The organism is Formosa haliotis, assembly GCF_001685485.1.
GTDB lineage: Bacteria > Bacteroidota > Bacteroidia > Flavobacteriales > Flavobacteriaceae > Formosa > Formosa haliotis.
In genome coordinates this window covers 576,573-603,202 of sequence record NZ_BDEL01000001.1, presented here as the reverse complement: position 1 = coordinate 603,202, position 26,630 = coordinate 576,573, and the positions used below count along the sequence as shown (strand labels likewise).

At 33.2% G+C, this 26,630-nt stretch carries 27 protein-coding genes; 10 read left to right on the top strand and 17 right to left on the bottom strand.

What is annotated here, in order from left to right:
• Position 1 precedes the first annotated feature (1 nt).
• From A9D35_RS02565 to A9D35_RS02555, 3 genes are all read right to left on the bottom strand, one after another.
• Positions 2-496 carry a DUF6787 family protein gene (locus tag A9D35_RS02565; RefSeq protein ID WP_066218582.1) on the bottom strand — a complete coding sequence of 165 codons (495 nt, stop codon included), beginning with the start codon at positions 494-496 and terminating at the stop codon, positions 2-4.
• A 25-nt stretch (positions 497-521) separates the two neighbouring features.
• The gene (locus tag A9D35_RS02560; RefSeq protein ID WP_066218580.1) at positions 522-956 is read right to left on the bottom strand and encodes a DUF6146 family protein; all 435 of its coding nucleotides are present in this window, start codon (positions 954-956) and stop codon (positions 522-524) included.
• A gap of 117 nt (positions 957-1,073) precedes the next feature.
• A complete protein-coding gene (locus tag A9D35_RS02555; RefSeq protein ID WP_066218577.1) occupies positions 1,074-1,715 on the bottom strand; it encodes a DUF937 domain-containing protein in 642 nt (213 codons plus the stop codon).
• A 183-nt stretch (positions 1,716-1,898) separates the two neighbouring features.
• Between A9D35_RS02555 and kdsB the strand changes: the two genes are divergently transcribed.
• Genes kdsB through A9D35_RS02535 form a run of 4 tightly spaced genes read left to right on the top strand, consistent with a single transcriptional unit; the run spans position 1,899 to position 5,011 of the window.
• Positions 1,899-2,627, top strand: a complete 729-nt coding sequence (gene kdsB, locus A9D35_RS02550; protein WP_066218574.1) for a 3-deoxy-manno-octulosonate cytidylyltransferase — start codon at positions 1,899-1,901, stop codon at positions 2,625-2,627.
• Positions 2,618-3,319, top strand: a complete 702-nt coding sequence (locus A9D35_RS02545; protein WP_066218570.1) for an HAD family hydrolase — start codon at positions 2,618-2,620, stop codon at positions 3,317-3,319. The genes kdsB and A9D35_RS02545 overlap by 10 nt, the downstream gene beginning before the upstream one ends.
• Before the next feature lie 54 nt (positions 3,320-3,373).
• Complete coding sequence (locus tag A9D35_RS02540) at positions 3,374-4,435, top strand: iron-containing alcohol dehydrogenase family protein (protein WP_083191757.1); 1,062 nt, start codon at positions 3,374-3,376, stop codon at positions 4,433-4,435.
• Between the two features lie 30 nt (positions 4,436-4,465).
• The gene (locus tag A9D35_RS02535) at positions 4,466-5,011 is read left to right on the top strand and encodes a 1-acyl-sn-glycerol-3-phosphate acyltransferase (protein WP_141675583.1); all 546 of its coding nucleotides are present in this window, start codon (positions 4,466-4,468) and stop codon (positions 5,009-5,011) included.
• Here A9D35_RS02535 and A9D35_RS02530 read toward each other — a convergent pair.
• The 6 genes from A9D35_RS02530 to gcvT all read right to left on the bottom strand — a co-directional run bounded on the left by A9D35_RS02530 (position 5,008) and on the right by gcvT (position 9,683).
• Positions 5,008-5,334, bottom strand: a complete 327-nt coding sequence (locus A9D35_RS02530; RefSeq protein ID WP_066218565.1) for a DMT family transporter — start codon at positions 5,332-5,334, stop codon at positions 5,008-5,010. The genes A9D35_RS02535 and A9D35_RS02530 overlap by 4 nt on opposite strands.
• Positions 5,335-5,393: 59 nt before the next feature.
• Positions 5,394-6,176 carry a DUF3050 domain-containing protein gene (locus tag A9D35_RS02525; protein ID WP_066218562.1) on the bottom strand — a complete coding sequence of 261 codons (783 nt, stop codon included), beginning with the start codon at positions 6,174-6,176 and terminating at the stop codon, positions 5,394-5,396.
• Positions 6,177-6,474: 298 nt separating this feature from the next.
• A complete protein-coding gene (locus tag A9D35_RS02520) occupies positions 6,475-7,200 on the bottom strand; it encodes a YebC/PmpR family DNA-binding transcriptional regulator (RefSeq protein ID WP_066218559.1) in 726 nt (241 codons plus the stop codon).
• 203 nt (positions 7,201-7,403) lie between these two features.
• Positions 7,404-7,697, bottom strand: a complete 294-nt coding sequence (locus A9D35_RS02515; protein ID WP_066218557.1) for a 4a-hydroxytetrahydrobiopterin dehydratase — start codon at positions 7,695-7,697, stop codon at positions 7,404-7,406.
• Positions 7,698-7,751: 54 nt separating this feature from the next.
• The gene (locus A9D35_RS02510; protein WP_066218555.1) at positions 7,752-8,582 is read right to left on the bottom strand and encodes a sugar nucleotide-binding protein; all 831 of its coding nucleotides are present in this window, start codon (positions 8,580-8,582) and stop codon (positions 7,752-7,754) included.
• Positions 8,583-8,612: 30 nt separating this feature from the next.
• Positions 8,613-9,683, bottom strand: a complete 1,071-nt coding sequence (gene gcvT / locus A9D35_RS02505; protein ID WP_066218553.1) for a glycine cleavage system aminomethyltransferase GcvT — start codon at positions 9,681-9,683, stop codon at positions 8,613-8,615.
• Positions 9,684-9,877: 194 nt separating this feature from the next.
• On the opposite strand from gcvT, the gene A9D35_RS02500 reads away from it, so the two are divergent.
• From A9D35_RS02500 to A9D35_RS02495, 3 genes are read left to right on the top strand one after another with little or no spacing between them, the layout of a single operon-like run.
• Positions 9,878-11,338: a carbohydrate porin gene (locus tag A9D35_RS02500; RefSeq protein WP_083191592.1), complete on the top strand. Its 1,461-nt coding sequence runs from the start codon at positions 9,878-9,880 to the stop codon at positions 11,336-11,338.
• A 33-nt stretch (positions 11,339-11,371) separates the two neighbouring features.
• Complete coding sequence (locus A9D35_RS18645; protein ID WP_159427034.1) at positions 11,372-11,536, top strand: hypothetical protein; 165 nt, start codon at positions 11,372-11,374, stop codon at positions 11,534-11,536.
• A gap of 10 nt (positions 11,537-11,546) precedes the next feature.
• Positions 11,547-12,137: a hypothetical protein gene (locus A9D35_RS02495; RefSeq protein WP_066218550.1), complete on the top strand. Its 591-nt coding sequence runs from the start codon at positions 11,547-11,549 to the stop codon at positions 12,135-12,137.
• Positions 12,138-12,411: 274 nt separating this feature from the next.
• Here A9D35_RS02495 and thrC read toward each other — a convergent pair whose 3' ends face one another.
• From thrC to thrA, 3 genes are all read right to left on the bottom strand, one after another.
• A complete protein-coding gene (thrC, locus tag A9D35_RS02490) occupies positions 12,412-13,707 on the bottom strand; it encodes a threonine synthase (protein WP_066218547.1) in 1,296 nt (431 codons plus the stop codon).
• A 174-nt stretch (positions 13,708-13,881) separates the two neighbouring features.
• Positions 13,882-14,814: a homoserine kinase gene (locus A9D35_RS02485; protein ID WP_066218545.1), complete on the bottom strand. Its 933-nt coding sequence runs from the start codon at positions 14,812-14,814 to the stop codon at positions 13,882-13,884.
• A gap of 57 nt (positions 14,815-14,871) precedes the next feature.
• Positions 14,872-17,316 (bottom strand): bifunctional aspartate kinase/homoserine dehydrogenase I, encoded by a 2,445-nt coding sequence (gene thrA / locus A9D35_RS02480; protein ID WP_066218543.1) that lies wholly within the window; start codon positions 17,314-17,316, stop codon positions 14,872-14,874.
• A 361-nt stretch (positions 17,317-17,677) separates the two neighbouring features.
• On the opposite strand from thrA, the gene A9D35_RS02475 reads away from it, so the two are divergent.
• A complete protein-coding gene (locus A9D35_RS02475; protein ID WP_066218541.1) occupies positions 17,678-19,240 on the top strand; it encodes a bifunctional ADP-dependent NAD(P)H-hydrate dehydratase/NAD(P)H-hydrate epimerase in 1,563 nt (520 codons plus the stop codon).
• Positions 19,241-19,428: 188 nt separating this feature from the next.
• Here A9D35_RS02475 and A9D35_RS02470 read toward each other — a convergent pair whose 3' ends face one another.
• Entirely contained in the window at positions 19,429-20,877 is a 1,449-nt protein-coding gene (locus tag A9D35_RS02470; RefSeq protein ID WP_066218538.1) for a nicotinate-nucleotide adenylyltransferase, read from the bottom strand.
• A 94-nt stretch (positions 20,878-20,971) separates the two neighbouring features.
• Here A9D35_RS02470 and A9D35_RS02465 point away from each other — a divergent pair, with 94 nt between their 5' ends.
• Positions 20,972-21,733: an MBL fold metallo-hydrolase gene (locus A9D35_RS02465; protein ID WP_066218535.1), complete on the top strand. Its 762-nt coding sequence runs from the start codon at positions 20,972-20,974 to the stop codon at positions 21,731-21,733.
• Positions 21,733-22,233, top strand: coding sequence for a hydrolase (locus A9D35_RS02460; RefSeq protein ID WP_066218532.1), 501 nt, complete (start codon positions 21,733-21,735; stop codon positions 22,231-22,233). Before A9D35_RS02465 ends, A9D35_RS02460 begins: the two co-directional genes overlap by 1 nt.
• 112 nt (positions 22,234-22,345) lie before the next feature.
• Here A9D35_RS02460 and A9D35_RS02455 read toward each other — a convergent pair whose 3' ends face one another.
• The 4 genes from A9D35_RS02455 to A9D35_RS02440 are packed head-to-tail and all read right to left on the bottom strand — an operon-like array spanning position 22,346 to position 26,501.
• Entirely contained in the window at positions 22,346-22,996 is a 651-nt protein-coding gene (locus A9D35_RS02455) for an alpha/beta hydrolase (RefSeq protein WP_066218529.1), read from the bottom strand.
• On the bottom strand, positions 22,996-23,322 hold the full coding sequence (locus A9D35_RS02450) for a DUF4870 domain-containing protein (protein WP_083191591.1): 327 nt from the start codon (positions 23,320-23,322) through the stop codon (positions 22,996-22,998). The genes A9D35_RS02455 and A9D35_RS02450 overlap by 1 nt, the downstream gene beginning before the upstream one ends.
• A 6-nt stretch (positions 23,323-23,328) precedes the next feature.
• Positions 23,329-24,582 carry a dihydroorotase gene (locus tag A9D35_RS02445; protein WP_066218526.1) on the bottom strand — a complete coding sequence of 418 codons (1,254 nt, stop codon included), beginning with the start codon at positions 24,580-24,582 and terminating at the stop codon, positions 23,329-23,331.
• Complete coding sequence (locus A9D35_RS02440) at positions 24,579-26,501, bottom strand: BatA domain-containing protein (protein WP_066218523.1); 1,923 nt, start codon at positions 26,499-26,501, stop codon at positions 24,579-24,581. The genes A9D35_RS02445 and A9D35_RS02440 overlap by 4 nt, the downstream gene beginning before the upstream one ends.
• Positions 26,502-26,630 lie beyond the last annotated feature (129 nt).

Here is a 26,630-nt window from a genome sequence, read left to right as displayed (position 1 = left end):
ACTAATCTACAAATCGTTTTAAACCAAAACGACGTAGCATTTTCTTTTCAAATGTCCAGAAAAATTCAAACTGCCCGAATAACCATCCAAAAAAGACCAATAGAATCTGGTAAAATATAATACCTACAATAATGTATAAGGTCCAGTATAAAAACGGGCTTAAATTCTCTTTAGTAATTCCAATCCATTGCATAATAGGTCTACCAACAAATAGAGAGGAAGACCCTGTTACGGCAAATACCATAAACACACGAATCATTTCCCAACGGTAGTTTAAGACCCATTTTTTTTCTACTTTTTTAAACAGAAAAAGAAAGAATTTTAATAGTAAAAATGAAATTACTACAGTCGATAGGGCAATAATATAAGGACTGTAATTTCCGAGAATGGAGCGAGAAATCTTAAAACCACTATATATAAGGGTCAATAACCCTACAATTGGAAAGATGAGTTGCCAATTTTTAGTGATTTCCCAATGTTTTTTAAATTTTTCCATAAATATTTACGACTGCAAATATATGTTAAATTCTAGGAACAAAACCAGACAATTTCTGATTGTATTTTATCTGAAAGTATATAAAATAATTATAAAGCTTATAATTCACTTCATATCCATAATCTATATTGGGCCTATAATCTATGGTGAGTTCATATAAATTAGGATCGTAGCGACCTGGGTTAATTACACGATTATTCCACTCTACAACCATCACGTAGTTTCTAGATTCTAAGAATTGTTGGGTGTAGTATCCTTCCGGCCGGGCTGTACTAGCCAACCAATAATTAAAACCAGGTTCTATAATAATAATTTCATACTCTAAACTATCATTTTCTATGCGAACGGTATCGTTTTCTGTAAGATTCACTTCAGAGGTGCCACTAGCTACTTTTGGCTTGGTGGAATGGCATCCAACAAAACAAATGGCAATTATAAAGATGTAGACTAGTGCTTTCATTTTAAAACGAATTTTATTAAATATACAATTATTAATTAAGTTTTAAAAGTAAAGTAGGGACACAAAAAAGCCAAGCAACGTGGCTTGGCTTTTTTATATTGTAAAGTATGTAAAAGATTATTTTAGTAAATCACCAATCATTCCAGATAATCCACCAGAGTTTCCTTTTTTATTGCCATCTAAAAACATACCTGCAACATCGTCTACAATGCTTCCGTCTCCATCTGCATCTAAAATAGATTCTAAGAAACTACGTTCATGTTTAGGATCGCTTCCTCCTAATAATCCTCCTAATAATCCTCCTAAATCGCCAGAATTATTGACATTGTGTTCGGCTTTCTTTTTGCCTAAATAGCCCATTATTAAAGGTGTCGCCATTTTTAAAATTTGTGCAACGGTACCAGCGTTAATTCCAGACTTCTGACTTAAAGCATGTTCTACGTGTTGTTGTTTATCCCCTAAAACATGATTTAAAATTTTACTTCCGTCGTTTATAGCAGATTCATCAACTCCACCTTTAAAGTACCCTTCTAAATCATTTAAAATACTTCCGTCATGTTTTGAGTTTAGAGCGTTTAAAAGGCTATCGGCACTTTCAGGAGAAGCACTTGCATTCCTATTCATAGCTTGCATGAGTACCGGTAATGCCATAGAGAGTAATTGTCCTGTTTTACTTTCGTCTTGACCTGTTTGTCCTGCTAATTCGTTTACTAGGCTTTTACCTGAATCACTATTTAATAAATCTAATATACCAGACATTTTTTTATGGTTTTTAAAATTAATGTTAGTTAAAGTTACGAATTAATGAAGTTGCTCTGTTAAAAATTGTCTTTTATTTAAGAATAATCTTTTTGAGTTGTAACACTTATAAAAACTTTACGATTTGCGACACCTAAAATGTATTAGAAAATTGTATTTTTGAAGTTGATTTAGTTTTATACTATGAAAATAATTTCAATGATTCCTGCGCGGTATAGCGCCTCTCGTTTTCCGGGGAAATTAATGCAAGATTTAGGAGGGAAAAGTGTTATTCTACGGACTTACGAAGCTACAGTTGCCACCCAATTATTCGACGATGTTATTGTTGTAACAGATAGCGATATTATTTATAATGAAGTTGTAAATAATGGAGGTAAAGCGATTATGAGCATTAAAGAACACGAATGTGGTAGCGATAGAATTGCCGAAGCAGTCGAGTTTTTAGATATAGACATTGTGGTAAATGTACAAGGTGATGAACCATTTACAGATGTAGAATCTTTAAGAAAGTTAATAGAAGTATTTAAGGACGATACCGACAAACAAATCGATTTGGCTTCTTTAATGGTTCATATTACAGATCAGGAGGAAATAGCTAATTCGAATACAGTAAAAGTGATTGTCGATAATTTTAATTTTGCTTTATACTTTTCTAGAAGCCCGATTCCGTATCCGAGAGATCCCAATGTAAACGTAAAATATTTTAAACATAAAGGGGTTTACGCTTTTAGAAAAGAGGCGATTTTAGATTTTTATAAATTACCAATGAAGCCTCTAGAAGCTTCAGAAAAAATTGAATGTATTCGTTATTTAGAATATGGTAAGCGTATAAAAATGGTAGAAACCGATGTACAAGGAGTAGAAATTGACACGCCTGAAGATTTAGAACGCGCCAAGAAATTATGGAAGTAGATTATAGTAAAATAAAAGTAGTTGGGTTTGATGCCGATGATACTTTATGGGTGAACGAAACCTATTTTAGAGATGCGGAGGCAAAATTTGCAACCTTATTATCTCAGTACGAAACCATAAACCAAATCGATCAGGAACTTTTTAAAATGGAGTTAAAAAACCTGCCTTTATACGGTTACGGTATAAAAGGTTTTGTGTTGTCTATGGTTGAAATGGCTCTAGAAATATCTAATAATACAGTCTCTAATAGTACTATAAAAGCTATTCTAGATATAGGAAAAGAGATGATTAACAAACCTGTAGATTTATTAGCAGATGTAGAACTGGTTTTAAAATCATTAGCAGAAAACTACAGATTAATAGTAATCACTAAAGGCGATTTATTAGATCAGGAACGCAAATTAAAACAATCGGGTTTATTGCAATATTTTCATCATATAGAAGTGGTTAGCGATAAAAAAGAAGAAAACTATTCTAATTTATTAAATCATTTAAAGATTGATCCTTCCGAATTTTTAATGGTTGGGAACTCTTTAAAATCTGATGTACTGCCCCTTGTAAACATAAATGCCCAAGCCATTCATATTCCGTTTCACACCACTTGGGTACACGAACAAGTTACAGAAAACGAGATACAAAATAAAGCGTATAAGACTCTTAATGGTTTAAAAGACTTATTACAGCTTTTATAAACTGAATAATACACGTGTTATTATATAATTAGTATGAATTTTAAAAATTTTCCGATGGTGTCCAAAGTCATATTTGGACGTGGTAGTTTTAATCAGTTAGAAGACATTTTAGCACCTAAACGTTTAAACGTAAAAGCACCATTTATATATTTTGTTGATGACGTTTTTCAAGGCAACGACAAAATCACTTCTCGTATTCCGTTAGGGTATGAAGATGAAATAATTTTTGTTTCTGCGGCCGATGAACCAAAAACTTCACAAATTGATGCCCTTGTAGAACATATTATTTTAAAATTTAAAGACCGCCCATCTGGTATAATTGGTATTGGAGGCGGTACTTTATTAGATATTGCTAAAGCGGTATCTATTATGTTGACAAACGAAGGAGAAGCCAGTGATTATCAGGGATGGGATTTAGTTAAAAATCCAGCAATTTATCACGTTGGAATTCCAACGATCTCCGGAACCGGTTCTGAAGTGTCTAGAACCACCGTGTTAACAGGGCCTGAAAAAAAATTAGGAATAAATTCAGATTATACACCTTTCGATCAGGTGGTGTTAGACCCAGAATTAATAAATGATGTTCCTAAAAACCAATGGTTTTATACCGGCATGGATTGTTATATTCATTGTGTAGAATCTTTAACAGGTACTTATTTAAATGCATTTAGCCAAAGTTATGGCGAAAAAGCTATGGCTTTGTGTAAGGAGGTTTTTCTAGATAATACATTAGACAAAAAGGAAGCGCAAGATAAATTAATGATGGCCTCTTGGCATGGTGGCATGAGTATTGCTTATTCGCAGGTAGGTATTGCGCATGCCATGAGTTATGGTTTGTCTTATTTATTAGGAACAAAACACGGACTAGGAAATTGCATCGTGTTCGATCAATTGGAAGAGTTTTATCCGGAAGGCGTTAAGCTTTTTAAAGCCATGAAACTAAAACATAACATCCAATTACCTCAAGGGCTGTGTAAAGATTTAACTGATGCAGAGTATAATACGATGATCGATGTCGCTTTAAGTCTTGTACCGCTTTGGGAAAATGCTTTAGGACCAAATTGGAAAAAAACAATTACTAGAGATAAATTAAAAAGCATGTACAGTGTTATGTAACAGCAACTGCCTGTAAATTTTTTTATTATGATTAAATCACTTTATGAGTTTATATATTTTAAGGTATTAAAATGGAAATTAATAGGTGATTTTCCACGCGACTTAAAAAAGTATATCGTAATTGCTGTTCCTCATACCAGTTGGCACGATTTTTATATCGGTATCTTAATTCGTAAAATTAAAGACACTCCTATAAATTTTGTAGCCAAAAAAGAGCTTTTTAAATGGCCTATGGGTTGGTATTTCAGGAAAGTAGGAGGTGTGGCCTTAGATAGAACTTCTGGACAAAATAAAGTACAAGCTATTGCCGAGTTGTTTAAAAACAGAGAAGAATTTCGTTTAAATATTGCTCCCGAGGGAACGCGTGAGAAAGTTGAAGCCTGGAAAACGGGGTTTTATTACATAGCTAAAGAAGCTAACGTACCTATTGTAATGATAACTTTCGATTTTGGTAAAAAGCAAAATGTGATTTCGAAACCATTCTATCCTACAGACGATATGGAAGCCGATTTTAAATTTATGGAGGCCTTTTTTAAAGGTGTTGTAGGTAAAGTGCCGGAAAAAAGTTTCGGTTAATGCGATACAAATTTTAATCCAACAATAGAAAGTATTAAAGTAGATAAGAAAAATACTCTCCAAAAATCTACAGGTTCTTTAAAAATAAATATACCAACTAACACGGTACCAACAGCCCCAATTCCTGTCCACACGGCATAGGCAGTGCCTATAGGTAATGTTTCGGTTGCTTTTACCAAGAGCACCATGCTTATGGTTAAACACACAAAAAAGCCAATATACCAATATGTGGCTTCTATGCCTTGGGTATATTTTGCTTTACCTAAACAAGAAGCAAAACCTACTTCGAATAAGCCGGCTATTACAAGTAAAATCCAATTCATAATTTAAAGGTTAAATGCATAAAAATTGGATTATGATAAAACAATAAGGTAATACGAGACTAATCCAATTCTTCTTTATTGGTTTTTATAATAGTATAAATATTATCCCATAGAATAATACGGTGTTCTAAAGCTTCGCGGGAAGCGGTTAATACTTCTTCCCATTTTACTAGATCTGAACCACATAATTTAGATAACATCCTATACGATAAGGCACGATGATCTTCTTGTTTTAAGAAGAGATAGCGGTTTAATAAAAACTTTATTTTAGAACATGAAATATCTTCAGATTCGATAGAGTTAATCACTTTTAAAACTTTATCTGTAATAATATCTTCTCGTCCAAAAATAAAAACGGCGGCCATAACATGTGGCTTCTTGGTTTCAATAATATTAAACGTAAATTCGATAAAATCTTTTATAAACTCTGGAATATACACCAATTTAGCCGCTTTAGAAACCGATATTTTATTATGTATAAGTTCTGTAAAAGTTGTAATTAAGGTCGTATTCGCTCCAATTTGATGCATACTATCTACATACATCTCAAAATGACTTTTGGTTTCACCCAATTCATTAACATCGCTTTCTTCTGCAGCTACGATTTCATTTATAAATTTAAAAATGTCGGGATTATCATTCGGTACCCAAGGTAATTTAAATGTAGAAAATTGCAATTGCAGGGTTTTTAACAAAGACATAAAATCCCATGTGGTGTACACATGATGTTCCATAAATAGCTTAACATCTTCTGCGGTGGTAAGCACATCGTATAATTTATGGTGACGTAATTTATGTTGTAAATCTGATATTTCTGATTCTATACGCTTAATGTGAGGCATATTTTATGAGAGCTAAATGAATGTATTTTTGGAAGTCAAATTTACAAAACCCTAATCATATATTTTCTAGGTTTTATAGATTTATTCACCTTTAGGAGATAATTTTATTTGGAATAAAAAAGAAACTGTCTAAAAAGTTGAATTTTTCCAATCTGAATTCTTGACTACAAATAGGCAAGGAAATTCAATTTTTACACCCTTGACTTTCCATGGATGAACATCTGAAAATACATTCAGAAGGTTGGACTTTAATACTTTTCGGACGGCTTCTTTTTAATATGATTTTTGAAGTTTGAATTTACTCTTCGTCTGAAGATTCTTTCATGGTGTGATATACGTTTTGTACATCGTCATCTTCTTCAATTTTTTCTAAAAGTTTATCTACATCGGCAACCTGTTCTGCTGTTAATTCCTTTGTAATTTGCGGAATACGTTCGAAACCTGAAGATAAAATTTCTATTTCTCTAGACTCTAATTCGGCTTGAATGGCACCAAAACTCTCGAAAGGAGCGTAGATTAAAATACCATCGTCGTCTGCAAAAACCTCTTCGGCTCCAAAATCAATTAATTCTAATTCCAATTCTTCTGGATCTATACCTTCGGCATTAATTCTAAAATTACACGTATGGTCAAACATAAAAACAACAGATCCAGATGTTCCTAAACTCCCATCACATTTATTAAAATAGCTACGTATATTGGCAACGGTACGCGTATTATTATCTGTAGCCGTTTCTACTAAAATAGCAATTCCATGAGGTGCATAGCCTTCAAAAAGGACTTCTTTAAAATCGCCTAAACTCTTGTCGCTAGCTCGTTTTATGGCACGTTCTACATTGTCTTTAGGCATGTTAACGGCCTTAGCATTCTGGATAACGGCACGTAATCGTGCATTACTATCTGGATCTGGACCACCTTCTTTAACTGCCATTACAATGTCTTTACCAATACGAGTAAATGCTTTACTCATGGCAGACCAACGTTTCATTTTACGTGCTTTACGAAATTCAAAAGCTCTTCCCATTTCTTATGTATTTTAATATTTTTATTAGGTATCCGTCTACATCCAAAAGTAGTGTTTTTTGAGCCCGACCTTAAATGGGCTAATCTCAAATCTGCTAGACAAGCCAGCATCTTTATTACAAGAACTGCTTACGGAAATATATTGGATATGTATATGTTTTTAGTTGATTGCAAATTTAAAAAAATATGTCAACAAATTTAAGTTTAATCTTCGTCTGGTTCTAGGATATCTTCTATCGCTTTTGCTAATTTGAAATCTTTTTCTGTAACACCATTTTCGCTGTGTGTAGTTAGCGAAATAGAGAGTACATTATAGGCATTAGACCAATCTGGATGATGGTTTAAGGCTTCGCACTCGAATGCAATTCTGCTCATAGCACTAAAGCAATCTTTAAAGTTTTCGAATTCAAATTCGGCGTGTATGGCGTCTTCGTAATACTCCCATTCTGGTAAGTTTAATAAACGCTTTTCTATATCTTCTTCTGATAATTTGCTCATTTTTTTTGTGTTTTAATTGGTACTAAAAATAGTGATTATTACTGGTAAAATCAATTACACTTCTAATTCGGTTAATATTTGTTTGCTAATCACTCTTAGGTGTTTTGGTAATAAGTTATCTTTAGGTAAAACTGCTAAATATCTATCGTCGTTTGTAGTAAATACTTGTTTTAAAACCGGGTTATAAAGCCCAATAGTTGAAATGATTTCCTTTATAAATTCATCGTGATGTACTAAATCGGTACTCCCTAAATGATAAATCCCATATTTATTCCTATTAATTAAATAATGAATTTGCTGCGTAAGTTTAGAATCGGACGTTACATTCATAATTAAATTAGGAAATACTTCTATAGCAGTCTTTTCGTGTAAATGCTGTTTAATCTCTTGTATTCTTGGCGACTGCGCTCCAAATACCATGGGTACCCTTAAAATAACAATTTGTCTTTTAGGCAATCGCATGAGCATGTTTTCAATTTTAATTTTGAAATGCCCATATATGCTATGACTCAATGTTTTGTCGTATTCGTAGCTAGGATATTGGCTATAGGCATCAAAAACATTGGCCGATGACATAAAAAAGAGTCGTGTATTGGTTGCCAAGAGATATTCGGATAGGTGATTATGAGCTATAATTTGTGCTGAAAAATCTCCGCGTAATGCCGATACGATGATAGTAGGTCGAACGGCGTCTAGAATTTCGAAAATATCATCTTCTTCAACTTTATACTGAAAAAAATGCTGATTGTTATCAAACTCTTTTCTAGAAATATGATAAGTTCCATAGGTATTAAAATAGGAGCAAAGCTCTTTATAGATCGCATTACCTATAAAGCCACTTGCTCCTAAAATTAAGATTTTATGTTTGCTTCTGCTCTCCTTCATAAACCTACTTCTTGAGAAGCCTAGCTACTATTAGCCTTTATAAAACGGAAGCTTTACAACCGTTGCAGGAATAGCATTTTTTCTAATTTGTATATTAATTTTACTGTCTATAGCAGTATAAGCCGAAGACACATAACCTAAACCAATACCAATACCTAAAGAAGGCGACATGGTACCCGAAGTTACGGTTCCTATTTTGTTACCATCGTTATCTACAATGTCGTAACCATGACGAGGAATTCCGCGACCATCTATTTTAAATGCGACTAATTTTCTGTCTGGTCCAGCTAATTTTTCTGCTTTTAAGGCTTCAGAATTAGTGAAGGTTTTAGTGAATTTTGTTACCCACCCTAAACCTGCTTCTATTGGCGATGTGGTGTCGTCTATATCATTTCCATATAAACAATACCCCATTTCTAAACGTAAGGTATCACGAGCAGCAAGTCCTATAGGTTTGGCACCAGCATCTACAACTTTATCCCAAATTTGTTTTACTTCATTGTTTTTACAATAAATCTCGAAGCCACCACTACCAGTATATCCTGTAGCCGAAATAATAACATTTTCTATTCCTGCAAAATCACCAATTTCGAAACTATAAAACGCAATCCCAGCTAAATTTTTGCTTGTTAATGGTTGCATAGACTCTATAGCTTCTGGGCCTTGAATCGCTAATAAAGAATAATCTTCGCTTAAGTTGCGCATATTTGCACTAACATCGTTTTGCGAGGTAATCCAATTCCAATCTTTTTCAATATTACCAGCGTTTACAACAAGTAAATAAGTTTCTTCTTTTAGTTTGTAAATAATTAAATCGTCAACAATACCACCATCTTCATTTGGTAAACAGCTGTATTGTGCTTTACCTACTGTTAATTTAGAAGCGTCGTTGCTACTTATTTTTTGAATTAAGTCTAAGGCATTAGGACCTTCAATTAAAAATTCTCCCATGTGACTTACATCAAAAACACCTACAGATTTTCTAACTGTTTCATGTTCTATGTTTACACCTTCGTATTGAACGGGCATATAAAATCCTGCAAAAGGTACCATTTTAGCACCTAGAGCTTCGTGAGTTGTAGTTAAAGCTGTTTTTTTCATTTAGATAGAATTGAATATGCTGCAAAAGTATTGAAATTTATCTGTTTTTAGCGGGAGAAGTGTATAAAATCAACTTAATTATAGCACGCTTTAATCTTGAATAAGAAGATGGTTTATTAATAATTTAATGTAAATCAAGATTGTATTTATTCAGCATAACTTATTATATTTGAGTAACCAACTAACTAAATTATATGAAAATCAAGAACTTTATTGATTTTACATCTATTAAAAACGCTATTATTTTATTGGCATTTTTGTCTATTTCTTTTCACGGATTTTCGCAAGTCAATTACGAATATGCCAAAAACAAAAAGTTTTATATTGGGTCTTATGGTCGTGTAGGGGTAGATTGGTCTTTTGAAAATGGCGAATCTATTGGTCGCCGACTTAACCTAAATAATATGGGAAGTATTGGTGGACGGTTAGAAGAACAAGACTATGTAGAACTGGTACCTAATTTAACATTCACACCGAAAAAAGGCGATAGCACAGAAATACATATGCAAATGCGTTTGTCTGCCTATTCTACGAGTTTAACATCTATAGGAAACTCTTCGACATCAAGTTTGGGCGGATTAACCATAGCTATGCCAGAATTGTATGTTGAAGCTAGAAATATTAGAGGAAAAGATTTAAATATTTGGATTGGTTCTCGATTTTATCGCGGACAAGATGCACATATAGCCGATCATTTTTATTTTAACGATCATTCTGGTCAAGGGGTGGGCGTAGAATATAAAAAATCGAGGTTTGCAGCTATTTTTGTTGCCTCTGTAGATACCACGTCTACATTGCCGCCTTACTTTTATTTAAATATAAAAACAGGAACACCAAGTGCCGCTTTAAGACAACGTACTGTGTTTATTGGCGAGCACGATTTTAATATTAATGAATCGAATGCTATTACAGCTATGGGTGAATTTCATTATATGGGAGACGGCGATAACGAGAATGACTTAACCGAAGAAGGCGATGTTGAAGTAGCGGTTAATTTTCCTTCCGATAAGGGTTTTGTGGTAGGGTTAAGGCATCATAAAAAATTTCTTAAAATGAAACCCGATTCGTTTAACGATTTTACCATACGGTACGGTACAGGAATTGCTAATGGGGGCGATGGGGGCTTATCGAAAACCTGGTTAACATATGGTGCTCCAGACTCGCTATCTTTAAGTTATAAAGGCGCTTATTCTTTGGCGATTGTAAATAATATGGTGCTTAATTTTTCTGAATTTTATTCTTTAAATGGTTATGTTATTTTAACTCAGAGTAAAGGTGGTGCAGCATCTAATGATATGGCGCCTACTTATTTTGAAAAGGAGGTTTATAATAGAAAACATGATTTTTCGGTAGGTACTCGAAACGAATTTTACATTAGCGATTATTTTCACCTTATTGCCGAACTACATTATTCGCAGCGTAAGGATGGCGAAAACCCTATGGCCAGTATGACTAAATTAAGTATAGCTCCGGTTTATGTCCCCACAGGTGCCCGAAATATTTGGGCCAGACCACATTTGCGATTCGTTGCTTCTGTAGCCAGGTATAACGATTTTGCTATGGAAAATCTGTATTCACCCTATTTACAGTTTACTGGTGCAGAACGTTGGGGCTATTACTTAGGATTTAAAGCCGAATGGTGGCTTTGGAATTGATGCACTTAAATAACAAAAACATTTTAAAATATTATGAATAGACAACAAGGTATCGGAATTGCAATTATTATTTTAGGAATTTGCTTGGGTTATTTTTTTAAAGATAATGATATATGGTCTACCATAGGAGGAGGTTTAAGTGCTATAGGATTAGCTTTGGTACTTAAATTGTTTACTCCAAAAATGAAACAAAACTAATTAATGGGGTATGAATCAAAAAATTAAGGAGCGGATACAAATTATTTTTTCGCTAAAATCTAATCTAGCAGATAATAAAATAGAGAATGAAAAACGAATTAAATTTCTAAAAAAATCAACGGTAATAGAACTCGTTTTAACCATTATTTTAGCAGGGATTGTTGTGTTATCTAAAATTTTTGAGCATTTAGACTTAAATGTTTTTAAATGGATAGATAGTGGATTATTAATTCTATTAGCGCTGAGTTCTGCTATATACCTTCCAAATGGATGGTATGAACTTAAGCTATTAAAGCATTTGAAATTTATAGATTCAAAATCTGATTTTGTAGGTATAGATACGTTGAATAATGAATTACAAACAATCATTGACCATTTAAATGCTGCTTTTAACCGTTTTAGAGGTATAAGAATTTATGTATTTTTTATTGCAATTTTAGTTTTATGGCATCTAGGTAGTGATACGAATAATCCGTATTGGGATTTTATGAAATTACCCGTGTTGGTATTTTATGGCTACCTAATTATTCGTTTTATTAATACGAATAGAAAACTTAGCCAAAATATAGAAATGGTAGAACATAGTGTAGTTAATAGTTAAATAAAAACTTTTCTGGATAGCGGAGTAGTAGGATTATATTTAAATCCTTTTTAGCTAAGCGTGTTCATGATCAAAATAAAAAAAAGGCTGTCAAACAAGTTAGATTTTCGTCAACTTGAACTCCCATCTGCCGGTAGGCAAGGTAATTCATGTTCTCATAATGATTGGTTATCAATATGATGAGATTCTGAAATAAATTCAGAATGACGGCTTTTAAAACTTTTTTGGCAGCCTTTTATGTGAAAAATTTGATTCCTTCTTAAAAAATGAAATTCTATTTTAATAAATAGTTTTTCAAATCTGAATAGGTATCAATTTTAATAGACTTTTTCTTTTTATCCATTACCGATAAAATTTGTGGAGGTAAAGCGATGTTTTCTTTAATAACTTCGCCCACAACATCTAAAAATTTAGTTGGGTGTGCAGTTTCTAAACACACACAATGTGCGTTAGGATGCGTTTCTATATATTTTTTTGCTCCTAAATATCCCACAGCACCATGCGGATCTGCAACATAACTATACTCGTTATAAATTTCTGTCATAGCTTCTTTAGTTTCTTCATCTGTAAAGCTGTAAGATGACAGGTTTTCTTTCAACGTTTTAAAATCGTTGTTATAGATTTCTTGAATTCTTACAAAGTTACTCGGGTTACCAACATCCATGGCATTAGAGATGGTTTGTACAGAAGGTTTAGGGCTGTATTCTTCGGTTTGTAAAAATCGTGTTACCACATTATTTTCGTTGTTAGACGCTACAAAATGAGAGACTGGTAAACCTAAGCGTTGTGCCATCATACCAGCACAAACATTTCCAAAGTTTCCGCTAGGTACAGAAAATACAAGCTCGTCGTACTTTTTATGAAGTTCTTTATAGGCAAACATAAAATAAAACAGTTGCGGTAACCAACGGGCCACGTTTATAGAGTTTGCCGATGTTAATTTCATTTTAGAAATTAAGTCGTCGTCTAAAAACGCTTGCTTAACCATATCCTGGCAATCGTCAAACGTACCATTAACTTCTAAAGCTGTAATATTCTTTTTTAAGGTGGTTAATTGCTTTTCTTGAATATCACTCACTTTTCCGCTAGGGTAAAGAATAACTACGTTTACGCCTTCTACACCTAAAAATCCGTTAGCAACAGCACCTCCAGTATCGCCAGAAGTGGCTACTAAAACGGTAACATCTTGTTTGGCATCTTCTTTAGAAAAATGTCCTAAACAACGTGCCATAAATCGTGCGCCAACATCTTTAAAAGCCATGGTTGGTCCGTGAAATAATTCTAAAAAAGAAATATTTTTATCTAGTTCTACTATCGGAAAATCGAAAGCTAATGTCTCTTCTACTATCGTTTTTAAATCGGCTTCAGGAATCTCTGGAGAGACAAATTGTTTTATGGCTTCGAATGCAATTTCTGAATGCGATAAGGCATCGATATTCTTAAAAAAGTCTTCAGATAAAGGTGTGATACTTTCTGGGAAATATAACCCACGGTCTGGAGCTAGGCCTCTAATTACAGCATCTTTAAATGTTGTATTTGGAGCTTTTTTGTTTAAACTAAAATAATTCATAGCGTTTGTTTTGGTTTTTTCTTAGTTTTCTTTTTTTGGTCTAATAATCCGTTTTCTATTGTAATTATTTGTTTTCGTCATACCGAAGCTTATAAATCAAAACTTTTAGTTGAGACCCTAAAATAAATTCAGAGTGACGAGTGATTTTGTGAATGACTACGGATTTTCATATTTTTAGTTGTGTTGACTTAGTATTTTCATGCCTTCAGCATTGATTTTAGATACATAAGTATCGAATGCAATATCACTTTTAGCATAAACTTTACGAATGGCTTCTTCTACTTTTTTAGCTGTTTCCAAACCTTCCGATAGGTTGAAAATTGATGGTCCAGAACCCGAAATACCACTTCCTAAAGCACCAGCCGATTTGGCTGCTAATTTAACGTCCTGATATAAGGGTATTAATTTGCTTCTATGCGGTTCTACAATGGCATCGTGTAGTGAACGTTCAATTAATCCGTAATTACTTGTGTGTAAAGCATGAATTAAACTTCCTACATTGGCCCATTGCGAAATGGCATCTGTTAAATCGACTTGCTTTGGTAATATAGCACGCGCTTCAGAAGTCTTAATTTCTATCTGCGGATGTATAATAGTAGCATATAAATTGTCTGGTGTTGGAATCTCTAAAATCTCTAAAGGACTCACACTTTTAACCAGTGTAAAGCCACCAAAAAGGGCAGGAGCAATATTATCGGCATGTTCACTTTGGCTCGCTAAAGCTTCACCTTTCATGGCAAAATAAGAAAGCTGTGTGTTGTTGTATGGACGACCTAAGAGTTCGTTCATGCCAAATACACTACCAGCGGCACTTGCAGAACTACTACCAACACCACTGCCTGGTTTAATTTTTTTATAGATTTCTATTTCGAAACCAAAATCGGATTTGTAATCTTCTAATAACGCAAGAGCCGACACCCCAGCTACATTTTTTTCGGCCTCGAAGGGTAAATTATAGCCTTCAATTTTAGTAATATGAATGCCTTTTTTATCGGTTTTACGTATCACCATTTCATCGCCAATACTGTCTAAGCAAAAACCTAAAACATCGAATCCGCAGGAAACGTTAGCAACAGTAGCAGGCGAAAATATTCTTAATTCGTTCATGTTTTTAAAGCGACAACTTTATTAAATTTTCAGATAAAAATTGTCTTAAAATTTAAATTAGTTGTTTCCTATTCTTATTATATCTGCAAATAATCCTGAAGCTGTAACTTCTGCACCGGCACCAGCTCCTTTAATAATCATAGGTTGTTCTGGGTAACGCTGTGTGTAAAACATTACAATATTATCTTTTCCTTCTAAGTTATAGAATGGATGTCCTTCTGGAATTTCTTTCAAGCCAACTTTAGCTTGTCCGTTGTTAAATTCTGCAACATATTTTAACTGACTGTTATTGGCCTTTGCCGAAGCATATAAACTTTGGTAATGCGCTTCATCGTCAATTAAAGTTTGGTAGAAATCGTCTACCGTATCGCTTTTTACTCCTGCTTCAGACAGGAACGGTGTATTTTCAATATCTTCTAAATTCATTTCAGTACCGCTTTCACGGGCTAAAATCAATATTTTACGGGCTACATCTACACCACTTAAATCGATTCTTGGATCTGGTTCTGTGTATCCTTCTTTTGCCGCTTGTTTTACAACATCGTAGAATTTAGTCGTATCGTTAAAATTATTAAACACAAAGTTTAAACTTCCCGATAATACAGCTTGAATAGAGGTTACTTTATCACCAGAAGCGATTAAATTGTTCAACGTGTCAATTACAGGTAAACCTGCACCTACATTGGTTTCAAATAAATAAGGTGCGTTGTATTTGTACGATAATTGTTTTAATTCTTTATATTTTTCAAGCTTGCTAGAACACGCTATTTTATTACATGCTACCACCGCTATACTTTGTTTTAAATATTTGGCATATAAATCGGCTACATCCTTATTGGCAGTAACATCTACAAACACACTATTACGTAGGTTTAAGTTTTTAACCCCTTCGTAAAAGCCTTCTAAACTTGCATCTTCACCGGTTTCTAATTGTTCTTTCCAGTTTTTTAGGGATAAACCTTCACCGTCAAAAATCATTTTTCTTGAATTTGAAAGTCCAGCAACACGTAAATTAATTTTAAGGTTTTCTTTTAAATATTTACGTTGTTGTTTTATTTGTTCAACCAAACGCTCACCAACATTTCCAACACCTGTAATAAATACGTTAAGTTGTTTTATATTACCTTCAAAAAAGACTTCATGTAATATATTCAAGGCTTTTTTAACATCGTTTTGAGCGATAATTGCCGAAATATTACGTTCTGAAGCACCTTGAGCAATCGCTCTAATATTAATGTTGTTTTTACCTAAAGCACTAAACATTTTCCCGCTAACACCTTGGTGACTCTTCATGCTATCACCAATTAAAGCAATGATAGATAAATCAGACTCCACTAAAATAGGATCGATTTTTTTAAGCGAAATTTCATTTTCAAACTCCGTATCGATAGCAACTTTTGCAGATGCAGCATCTTTTTCATCTATCCCGAAACAGATAGAATGCTCTGAAGATGCCTGAGTAATTAAAATGACATTGATTTTCTCCTGCGCTAAAGTTTGGAATAAACGTCTAGAAAATCCTGGAATTCCAACCATACCGTTTCCTTGAAGTGTTAACAAGGCTACATTACTAATGTTTGTAATTCCTTTTGCTGTATTGGTTACATTATTACTGTCTTTAGAAATAATGGTACCAACCGCATCTGGTTCTAACGTGTTTTTTATATGAATAGGAATTTGTAAACTTAATACCGGTTGCACTGTTGGTGGATAAAGTACTTTTGCTCCGAAGTGTGACAGTTCCATCGCTTCTTGATACGATAATTTATCGATAGGCAAGGCTTGTTTAACCATTCTAGGATTGGCGGTATACATACCACTTACATCGGTCCAGATTTCTAACTGCTCTACTTGTAACGCTGCTGCAACAATGGCTGCTGTAAAATCAGATCCACCACGGCCTAAAGTAGTAATTTCTCCAGTAATAGACTTAGATACAAAGCCTGGTAAAATGGTAATATCGTAATTACTATCTTTAAAATAGCTTTTAATATTGTCGTTAGTAATGGTATAATTTACTTCTGCTTTAGTAAAGTTAGAATTGGTAGTAATTAATTCCTGACTGTTTTTACGTTCGGCATTTGCACCACGATCTTTAAGCGTTTCTGCAATAATATAAGAAGATAATAATTCTCCGAAACTCACTAATTTATCAGATGTTTTTGGCGATAATTCGTTAATTAAAAAAATACCATCTAAAAGGTTTTTTAAATCGTCTAATTTACTTTCAACAGTGCTTAAAACGGTTTCATTATTTACGGGAATTAATTCCTTAATAATGTTTAGGTGAATAGATTTAATATTTGAAAAAGCCTCTTGATATGCACTGTTTTTAGATTGTGCTAATTGGCCTGCTTCTAATAATTTATCGGTAATACCACCAACGGCTGAAACCACACAAATTACCTGAGATGTTTGTGCATATTTTGTTAGAATAGAAACGACGTTGTTTATGTTTTTTGAGGATCCTACAGAAGTTCCTCCGAATTTTAATACTTTCATTTTAGATTAGATTGTATAAATTTAATAACTTAATATTTTGATATTGTAACATAATATTACAAATTGAGTGGACGGAAGATATATAATTAATTACCCCAAGGGGTAATAATGTTTAATATAGAAGTACGAATAATAGCAGTATAACCAACGTGTGTTGGAATTGAAATAAATTGAGATGTAAATTCTGTATTTTGCATTTTTTACTACTAAACTTCTCAAATGTATTACTTTTACTGTTATAAAAAAACGGATCATAATTTTTTACAGATTATTTACTGTTAAGCATAAATTGTTTATTTAAATACAATTTATATCTATAAAAATGAATAATCTCTAATGAATTTTTTCAAAATAAATACGAATGAAAATATTTTCTAAAGAACAAATCTATGAAGGCGATAGATTAACTATAAAAAAACAGAATATTAGCTCGGCTGATTTAATGGAACGCGCCGGAATTAGTTTGTTTAATTGGTTAGACACCCGATTACAAGGCGCACCGGTACTTATCCAAATTTTTTGTGGTATAGGTAATAATGGGGGCGATGGTTTGGTGTTGGCAAGGCATTTAATTACTCATGGTTATAATGTAAAAACCTATATCGTTGATTTTAGCGATAAACGGTCGCAAGATTTTTTAACCAATTATGAGCGTTTAAAAGAAACAACCAAAGATTGGCCGGTTTCTATACATAAGGAAGATGATTTTCCTGAAATTTCGAAACAAAATATTGTAATCGATGCGATTTTTGGTGTCGGACTAAATCGACCAATTAACGATTGGGTAGTGGCTTTATTTAAACATTTAAAGGCATCCGAAGCGTTAACGATTTCCGTAGATATTCCTTCAGGATTATATACAGATCGCATTCCGAGTCATGAAGATGAAGTGGTTAAATCTAATTTAATTTTAAGTTTTCAAACTCCTAAATTGGTGTTTTTCTTACCCGAAACATCGAAATATATCGATCAATGGGAAGCATTAAATATTGGTATAGACCCTGAATATTTACAAACCACAGAAACCGAAGCACATATTTTAGGGAAGTTGGATGTTTTGCCTATGTACAAACAACGAGATAAGTTTTCGCATAAAGGCGATTTTGGGCATACACTTATTATTGGTGGAAGTTATGGTAAAATTGGAGCGGTTCAATTGGCTTGTCGGGCTGTTTTGGCTGCAGGAGCAGGTTTAGTAACAGCTTATGTTCCGAAATGTGGATATATCCCGCTTCAGACCGCTGTACCTGAAGCTATGGTAATTACAGATGCAGAAGAACAGCTTATTTCTAACATGACTTTCGACGTCAAACCAACCGTGATTGGGCTAGGTGTAGGTTTGGGTACCGACACAAAAACCTTAAATGCTTTTGAAGCCTTTTTAGAAAAAAATACACTCCCTTTAATTATTGATGCCGACGGATTGAATTTACTGTCTAAAAAGAAAAGTTTATTGAAATTATTAAAACCAGACACCATTTTAACTCCGCACCCGAAAGAGTTAGAACGCTTAATCGGACCATGGAAAGACGATTTTAATAAGCTGAATAAAGTAAAAGCATTTACTAAGAAATATAAGCTTATTGTAATAATTAAAGGGGCCAATTCTATAACGGTATACCAAAACAAATACTATATAAATTCCACCGGAAATCCAGGTTTAGCTACTGCTGGAACAGGAGATGTATTAACGGGAATTATTACAGGGTTGGTTTCTCAAGGTTATACACCGTTTGAAGCTGCTTGTTTTGGAACCTATTTACATGGTAAAGCCGCCGATATTGCCATTGAATCTAAAAGTTACCAAAGCTTAATTGCTTCTGATGTGATTTCGCACATAGGTTATGCTTACTTAGATTTGTTCGAGCAACCCGAATTAGCTGCTCCGCCGGCAGAAGAACAAAAACAGAGTCCAAAGGCCTAAACTAAATAAAGTAAAAATTAAACGCCCTTTGAAGATGAATTCAAAGGGCGTTTAATATTTATAATAATTTACTATTTATAGTTTGGTAAGAATGTTATAGAAACACTGTATCAAAATTTAAAAAACATAACTTCTAATCCAATAAGACCACATTAAAGGCTCTTGAATATTGTCGAACTATTTCGAGTTTAGCGATTTAATGTTTCTTCCGATTCGCAGCTAAATAAACATTTTTGTTTAATTAATTTAGCAATACCTTCTGGAAGCATATTTTCCCAACCTTCTTCGTTATTAGCAATCTTCTTTAGTACTTCTCTAGAAAATACCGAAAGGATATTAGGATCGTAATCTGTAACATCTACAACTTTACCATTGTATTTAAAGAATTTATATAATTCTTTCATACGTGGGTGTACTTTTAAGTTTTCGCTATTCATTAATACCCCATTTTCGTCTAACATAGGGTATAAGTATACGCGAAGATCTTTAAAGAATAATTTACCAAAAGCTTCTAGAATACCTCCACTTAAATGGCGGTAATATTTTTCATCGAATACATCAACTAAATTATTTACACCCATGGCTAATCCCATGCGGTTTTTAGTGTATTGCGAGAAATATTCAACTAATTTGTAATACTCTTGAAAATTAGAAATAAGTACACTTTGACCTAAAGAACACAGTAATTGGGCGCGATCCATGAAATCTTGCTCATCGATTTCTCCTTCGGCACGTAAGTTAGATAAGGTAATCTCGAAAATAACTTTAGTATTAGCTTCATCGACTTTATTTTCCTTAATAAACATGTCGTACGATTTATGAAACATATCCATGTTCACTTTCGTTACAGGTCTATAACTTCCGCGTAAGGCTAAAATATTTTTCTTATAAAGTACACGAGCTGGTAAAACGTTGTTTCCATCAGGATCGAACATTACGGCATCTGTCATGCCATTTTTCACCAATTGTAAACTCATTAATCGGTTGTCTACATTTTCAAAAATTGGTCCCGAAAAATTTATAGTATCAATTTCTAATTGATCTTTGTGTAGGTGATCGTATAAATAGCGCAATAATTTTTTAGGCTCATTATACTTATAAAACGCACCATAAATTAAATTGGTTCCTAGCACACCTAGTGTTTCTTGTTGTAATCTGGCGTCTGTTTCTTTAAATCTAAGGTGAAGAGTAATTTCGTTATAATCTTGATTTGGCTCTACTTGATATCTAATTCCAACCCAACCATGACCTTTAAATTGCTTTGCAAAATCGATAGTTGTAACGGTATTGGCAAAAGAGAAAAACATTTTATTAGGGTGTTTGTCTCTTGTAATACGCTCTTCTATCAGTCCAATTTCGTGATTAAGCATTTTTAATAAACGAGCTTCAGTAACATATCTACCATCATCTTCAACACCATAAACAGCGTCACTAAAGGCTTTATCGTAAGCCGACATGGCTTTTGCTATTGTTCCTGAGGCACCACCAGCTCTAAAGAAATGTCGAACAGTTTCCTGTCCTGCACCAATTTCGGCAAACGTTCCATAAATGTTTTCATTTAAATTGATTCGAAGTGCTTTCGTTTTTAACGAAGGAATATCTTCAATCTTTTTGTCTCCTTTCAGGGTGATTTCCATCTTTAAATGTAGATTTGTATGTGTGTTACAAAGGTATTAAATTAGCCTACTTAACAAAAAAATAAGTCTATTTTTGTATTAAAACTTTACACTTTTGAAAATCACTTTTTTAGGTACAGGAACATCACAAGGCATACCCATAATTGGTAGCGATCATCCGGTATGCTTAAGTGAAAACCCAAAAGATAAACGCCTTCGTGTTTCTGTTTTAATAGAATGGGACAACTTTTCTTATGTTATAGATTGCGGTCCAGATTTTAGACAGCAAATGTTAAGCAATAAAGTTGAAAGCTTAGATGGTATTTTATTTACACACGAACATGCCGACCATACAGCTGGTTTAGATGATATTCGTCCGTTTTTCTTTCGTCAAGGCGATATCGATATTTATGCTCACGAACGGGTGTTAACCTCTTTAGAGCGTAGATTCGATTATATTTTTGAAACCGAAAATAAGTATCCAGGTGCGCCAAGTGTGCAACCACATATTATTACTAATACACCATTTAAAATTGAAAATTTAGAAGTTATACCTATTAATGGTATGCATTTTAAATTGCAAGTTTTTGGGTTTCGCTTTAAGGATTTTGCATATTTAACCGATATGAAAACTTTAGAAAATGAAGAAATAGACAAATTAAAAGGCGTTAAAGTTTTAGTGGTAAACGCCCTGCGTATTCAGCCACATATATCGCATTTTAGTTTAGATGAAGCCTTAGCATTTATTAAAAAAGTACAACCCGAACAGGCCTACTTAACTCATATTAGTCATTTGTTAGGTTTCCATGACGTGGTTCAAAATCAATTACCAAAAAACGTATTTTTAGCATACGATAACCTCCAAATTACTATATAATGAAGCAGAAAATTTTCATGTACCTATTTATTTTTTCGTTACTCCTTATCTTATTTCAATATGTGAATTCCAAAAATGTTTTTGAAGACGATATAAGAACCATAGAAAAGTGTAACGCTAGAGTAGAAACCTTAAAAGATTCTGTTGCGGTGTTAAACGATAAGATTTTTGAATTGTCGTATTTTAATATCGAGCACAATGAAGATGCCATTACGTATTTAGAAAATAAAGGGTTTGATGTACCTACTTTAATTCCGTTTATTAAAGATGAAATTTATAAGCAAAATACAGTAAAAGGAGGGAACCCCTTAATTCCGTATGCTGCAAACGAAGGAAAATCGATGCTTATAAACTCCATTAAAATATTAAACCATAAATGGTTGATTACCGATTTCTCTGATGGTATTTTCTGGGGAGAACTTCTAATTAAATACGAAGTAATAAATCAGAACGAAGTGACTTTCGATGTTATAGACTCGTTGTTATACCCACTTCAGTAAATCTTTATTAGAAAACGATTATCTGAATTTTAATCGAATAAAAAAAAGTGTATAAAATACCATGTTTAATTCTGGTTTTTTATACACTTTTCTATTTATAATGGGATGGAATTTAAACCAATTTTGATAACCAGTTTTTAAAATCGTAAAAGTTTTGTGGTGCTACCCCATGACCCACGGGATATTCATGATATTCATGTTTTATACTTAAACCATCAAGTATACCTGGTGTTTTCCTTGCCCAATCTACTGGAATGACTTGATCTACACTACCGTGAGAACAGAAGAAATTAAGGTGTTTATAATCTTCGGTATTATGGTTTTTAGGAATCAGTTCCTGATTAATATATCCGCTTAAAGCTATGATATTATTTACTTTTTCCGGATAGGTTAGTGCAACAGCATAACTTAAAATACTTCCTTGGCTAAAGCCTAAAAGGCTAACATTTTCTTTATCTACTGGATATTGCTCGGTTGCTTCATCTATAAATTTAGATATTAAATCTCGAGATGTTTTTGCTTGTTCGTCATCGCTCCACTTTCCATTGTCTTCATCAAAATTAATGGCATACCAAGCATTTCCGTAAGGTTGCATAGCAAATGGTGCTCTAACCGAAATTATAAATAGGTCTTCAGGTAATTCTGATGCAAAAGAAAACAAATCATTTTCGTCGCTACCATAACCATGAAACATAATTAAAAGTGGTGCATTTTCCTTCAGAGTTGAAGGTCTTGTAATGTGATATAAACTAAGGTCTTTCATTATCTTATATTTCTAAACCATTCTTGAAATTTATCGCCAACATAGGGTATCAGTTTCATTTCTCCTTTTATTACATGAAAAAAGGCATACAGCCAACAACCTGCGGTGAAAAACCAACAAATGGTACCTAGCCAACTATTTAAATACTTTTCTATCATGTTAGAAACAAGTAGCATAATAAGTAATCCAAGCATTTGTCTTATATGAAAGGAGGTAAACGGATTACGTTTTTCTAGGTTCATAATTATTGCAATTATTAAACCAATAAACGTTAAATAGCAAATAATTGCCATTGTTTTACCTTCTTGAACGGTTTGATTTATCATGGGTTTTTATTTTAAAATGAGTTGCTTGTTATTTATAATGCCGTAAGCTTGGCCTTTTAAAGAAGCGCCTTCAAAAATGGCATTTTTAGATTTAGACACTATGTCGTTTGTAGTAAACGTATATTTCTTCTCTGGATTAAATAATGTGAAGTTCGCTAAATTTCCGACAGCAATCGGGGTGTTTACTGTTCCCAAACGTTGTTTTCCTTTGGTTAAAATATCGATAGTTTTCTTTAAAGAAAATATAGTTTGTAAAGCACCAAAAGCACTTTCTAAACCTATGGTTCCGTAAGCGGCATAATCGAATTCAACTTTCTTTTCCTCAATATTATAAGGGGTATGATCGCTGGTTACCATATCTATAGTGCCGTCTTTTACACCTTCTATTAAAGCGTCGATGTCGGTCTTTGTTCGCAATGGAGGCAATACTTTGTAATGGGTATTAAAATCGTTTAGTACGCTGTCATCAAAGTATAAATTATGAATGGCAACACTACAACTTACGTCTAATTTTTTAGCTTTTGCTTCGCGAATTAAGGCTACAGATTTAGCTGTAGAAATGGTTGGGATATGTAATTTACCACCGGTATATTCTAATAAAAATAAATCGCGTGCTATTTGTAATTCTTCGGCGACAGAAGGCAGGCCTTTTAACCCTAAAGTGGTGCTTGTTATATGTTCGTTCATGACACCTTTTCCAGCTATTTTATTGTCCTGCGGAAAAGAATAAACCAAACCGTCGAAATTACTAGCATATTGCAAGGCAATTTTCATAAGATTTGCATTGCTAATCGGTTTTTTATAGTCGTAGTAGGCTACAGCACCAGCAGATTTCATATCGTATAACTCGGCTAAATCTACACCGTCGCTATTTTTGGTAAGTGCTCCAATAGGTAATAGGGTTACGGCATGATCTCTAGACTTACTTTTTACAAATGTAATGGCACTATTAGTATCGATAGCTGGGTGACTATTTGCATTCATCGCCACTGTGGTAAACCCAGAAAAAGCGGCTGTTTTTAGTCCGTTTTCTATAGTTTCACGATCTTCGAAACCTGGTTCTCCAAAGCTCACACTACTATCAAACCAACCTTGAGAAATATGAAGGTTTTCAAGAGAAATTTCGTCGTAGTTATTCGGATTTTTTAACGATTTTCCAATGTTGGAAATACTGCCTTTTTCTACTAAAATATCAAGAGTTTGGTTGTGAAACTCACTTTTAGTATCAATAATGGTTGCAGATTTTATAAGTACGTTCATTTAAAAAATTTTAAGATGAGCATTTCAATAATCAAAAAGGCTAATGCAAAAATAGTAAACCATTTCCATAGCTCATTAACTTTTGTATTACTTTTTAGAGTGTTGAAAAGACTTGGTATTGAATTATTGATAGTTACATTTTTAAGTGTTGAAAGGTCTTGATACACCAATCTGCTTTCGGCACGATTATAATTATAACTAATATTTTTAAGTGTTTTTTCTTTGCTTGTAATATGATAAATTCCAGAATGTTCTGGACGATTGGTAGTAATTACACTTACTTTATTATTGAAGTATTGTTGCTGCGGAATAAAATCTCCTTGCTCATTTTTTATTGAAATAATATCGTCTTGATTTAAAGCGACTTCAACATCAAAATTATTTTGAGTTCCAATAGTGTAATACAATTTAGGATGCTGTAAACTACTTACTGCCATTTTATAAAAAGAAGGGACTATTAAAGCCCAATTTTTAAAATTAGAAACTTCAGAATTTATGGGAGCGGTAAACACAAAAACATTTGAAAATTGAGTTAGAAATGGTTTTCCATCTTCAAAACTTAAGGCTGAACTCCCTAAATTTCCACTTAAATTATAATATTGATTAACTTTGGGGTATTGGAAATTACTTACCTGTTTTTCAAAAACATCATCCTTATAAATAGGATGCGAATAATTTATAGTTGTTACCCGTTTTTCTGAATCTATATGCGACTGAAACGAGGTGTTATAATTTAACAGCAACTTATTATAAGCGTTTAAATTTAAATGCTGAGACGGTATTACAATCACATTTCCTCCTTGATCTGTAAACGATTTTAAAATATTAATTAGGGAAGTTGGTATGTCTTTTAATTCATTTAAAATGATGGTATTCTGCGTTTCTAAAGTGTTATAATCTAATTGATTTGCTGCGATAGAAGAAAATTCAAATTCATCTTTAGTATAGATTTTTCTTAAAAAACTGTCATCTCCATCTGTTATACTTAAAACATGAATTTTAGCAGGAGCATTTAAATTAAAATATAGGGTATTATCAAATTGTAATCCGGAATCTTCAATACTAAAAGTGCCATTTAGCACTTCATTGCTAGGAATAGTAAATTGTGTTTCAGCCTTATCACTTATAGTAACTGCCGATTTTGCAATTAACTTATCGTTGTTGTGCAAGGCCACGGACAGGTTATCTACCGCATCGCCATAATTTTTTAAGATTAAAGTTAATTCTGTTTGTGTCGGATTTGATTTCGAAATGTAAACACTATCTATCGCAATATTATTGGTATTTATTGGCTTTAGTTGTACTAATTCCACCTGAGTTAACGAGTCTGTATCCACAGAAAAGGGATCTTTTAGTTCCTGAAAATCGGAAATAAAAATAAGCTGTTTACGCTGTGAAGGTGTTTTAAAAAGGGATTTACACTTTAGCAAGGCGGCTTTATAAGATAGTGGACTTGCGGTATAATTTAGTTGTAATAAATCGTTTTTAATTGCTTTTAAAGTGGTGTTTTTATAAACCGCATCGTGGGTAACTAAAGTGATAGGTTTATCGTAATCGGTTTCAGAAATTAAATCTTGTACGGCACGTTTAAGTAATTCTCCTTGCGCTCCTTTTTGCTGTAAACTGTACGAATTGTCTAGAAATACAACCGTTTCTTTAGGGGTTTCAACCGTATTTTTTAAGGTAGTAAAGGGTTGTGCAAAGGCCAATATTATACACGCTAAGAGAAGTAAACGGGTAAGTAAAGTTAACCATTTTTTTAGCTGAGAACTTTTACGAGTTTGTTGCGTTACAGATTTAAGTATAGCGACATTGGTAAAGGCTTCATTTTTAAATCTTCTGAGCTGAAATAAGTGAATAATAATAGGAATAAGTAATAAAAAAAGAGCGTAAAGAAGTTCTGGGTGTTTAAACTGCATTCCTAAAATATGTTTGTCAAAGATAAGAATTGCATGTCGAATTAATAAGAAAAATTTTAATTTCAGATAAAAAGTTACATTTGTAAGCTGTGATTCAAATTTCTTTTAACAAAATGTTGTCATCCTTTT

What these genes read in the sequence shown, in the direction of transcription:
- A9D35_RS02475 (WP_066218541.1), top strand. Translation starts at nt 17,678, where the DNA reads ATGAAAATATTTTCTAAAGAACAAATCTATGAAGGCGATAGATTAACT.
- A9D35_RS02515 (WP_066218557.1), bottom strand. Translation starts at nt 7,697, where the DNA reads ATGAGCAAATTATCAGAAGAAGATATAGAAAAGCGTTTATTAAACTTA.
- thrC (WP_066218547.1), bottom strand. Translation starts at nt 13,707, where the DNA reads ATGAATTATTTTAGTTTAAACAAAAAAGCTCCAAATACAACATTTAAA.
- A9D35_RS02565 (WP_066218582.1), bottom strand. Translation starts at nt 496, where the DNA reads ATGGAAAAATTTAAAAAACATTGGGAAATCACTAAAAATTGGCAACTC.
- A9D35_RS02445 (WP_066218526.1), bottom strand. Translation starts at nt 24,582, where the DNA reads ATGAACGTACTTATAAAATCTGCAACCATTATTGATACTAAAAGTGAG.
- A9D35_RS02450 (WP_083191591.1), bottom strand. Translation starts at nt 23,322, where the DNA reads ATGATAAATCAAACCGTTCAAGAAGGTAAAACAATGGCAATTATTTGC.
- thrA (WP_066218543.1), bottom strand. Translation starts at nt 17,316, where the DNA reads ATGAAAGTATTAAAATTCGGAGGAACTTCTGTAGGATCCTCAAAAAAC.
- A9D35_RS02470 (WP_066218538.1), bottom strand. Translation starts at nt 20,877, where the DNA reads ATGGAAATCACCCTGAAAGGAGACAAAAAGATTGAAGATATTCCTTCG.
- A9D35_RS02530 (WP_066218565.1), bottom strand. Translation starts at nt 5,334, where the DNA reads ATGAATTGGATTTTACTTGTAATAGCCGGCTTATTCGAAGTAGGTTTT.
- A9D35_RS02455 (WP_066218529.1), bottom strand. Translation starts at nt 22,996, where the DNA reads ATGAAAGACCTTAGTTTATATCACATTACAAGACCTTCAACTCTGAAG.
- A9D35_RS02520 (WP_066218559.1), bottom strand. Translation starts at nt 7,200, where the DNA reads ATGGGAAGAGCTTTTGAATTTCGTAAAGCACGTAAAATGAAACGTTGG.
- A9D35_RS02500 (WP_083191592.1), top strand. Translation starts at nt 9,878, where the DNA reads ATGAAAATCAAGAACTTTATTGATTTTACATCTATTAAAAACGCTATT.
- A9D35_RS18645 (WP_159427034.1), top strand. Translation starts at nt 11,372, where the DNA reads ATGAATAGACAACAAGGTATCGGAATTGCAATTATTATTTTAGGAATT.
- A9D35_RS02440 (WP_066218523.1), bottom strand. Translation starts at nt 26,501, where the DNA reads ATGCAGTTTAAACACCCAGAACTTCTTTACGCTCTTTTTTTATTACTT.
- A9D35_RS02510 (WP_066218555.1), bottom strand. Translation starts at nt 8,582, where the DNA reads ATGAAGGAGAGCAGAAGCAAACATAAAATCTTAATTTTAGGAGCAAGT.
- A9D35_RS02560 (WP_066218580.1), bottom strand. Translation starts at nt 956, where the DNA reads ATGAAAGCACTAGTCTACATCTTTATAATTGCCATTTGTTTTGTTGGA.
- gcvT (WP_066218553.1), bottom strand. Translation starts at nt 9,683, where the DNA reads ATGAAAAAAACAGCTTTAACTACAACTCACGAAGCTCTAGGTGCTAAA.
- A9D35_RS02545 (WP_066218570.1), top strand. Translation starts at nt 2,618, where the DNA reads ATGGAAGTAGATTATAGTAAAATAAAAGTAGTTGGGTTTGATGCCGAT.
- A9D35_RS02460 (WP_066218532.1), top strand. Translation starts at nt 21,733, where the DNA reads ATGAAGCAGAAAATTTTCATGTACCTATTTATTTTTTCGTTACTCCTT.
- kdsB (WP_066218574.1), top strand. Translation starts at nt 1,899, where the DNA reads ATGAAAATAATTTCAATGATTCCTGCGCGGTATAGCGCCTCTCGTTTT.
- A9D35_RS02540 (WP_083191757.1), top strand. Translation starts at nt 3,374, where the DNA reads ATGGTGTCCAAAGTCATATTTGGACGTGGTAGTTTTAATCAGTTAGAA.
- A9D35_RS02525 (WP_066218562.1), bottom strand. Translation starts at nt 6,176, where the DNA reads ATGCCTCACATTAAGCGTATAGAATCAGAAATATCAGATTTACAACAT.
- A9D35_RS02495 (WP_066218550.1), top strand. Translation starts at nt 11,547, where the DNA reads ATGAATCAAAAAATTAAGGAGCGGATACAAATTATTTTTTCGCTAAAA.
- A9D35_RS02485 (WP_066218545.1), bottom strand. Translation starts at nt 14,814, where the DNA reads ATGAACGAATTAAGAATATTTTCGCCTGCTACTGTTGCTAACGTTTCC.
- A9D35_RS02555 (WP_066218577.1), bottom strand. Translation starts at nt 1,715, where the DNA reads ATGTCTGGTATATTAGATTTATTAAATAGTGATTCAGGTAAAAGCCTA.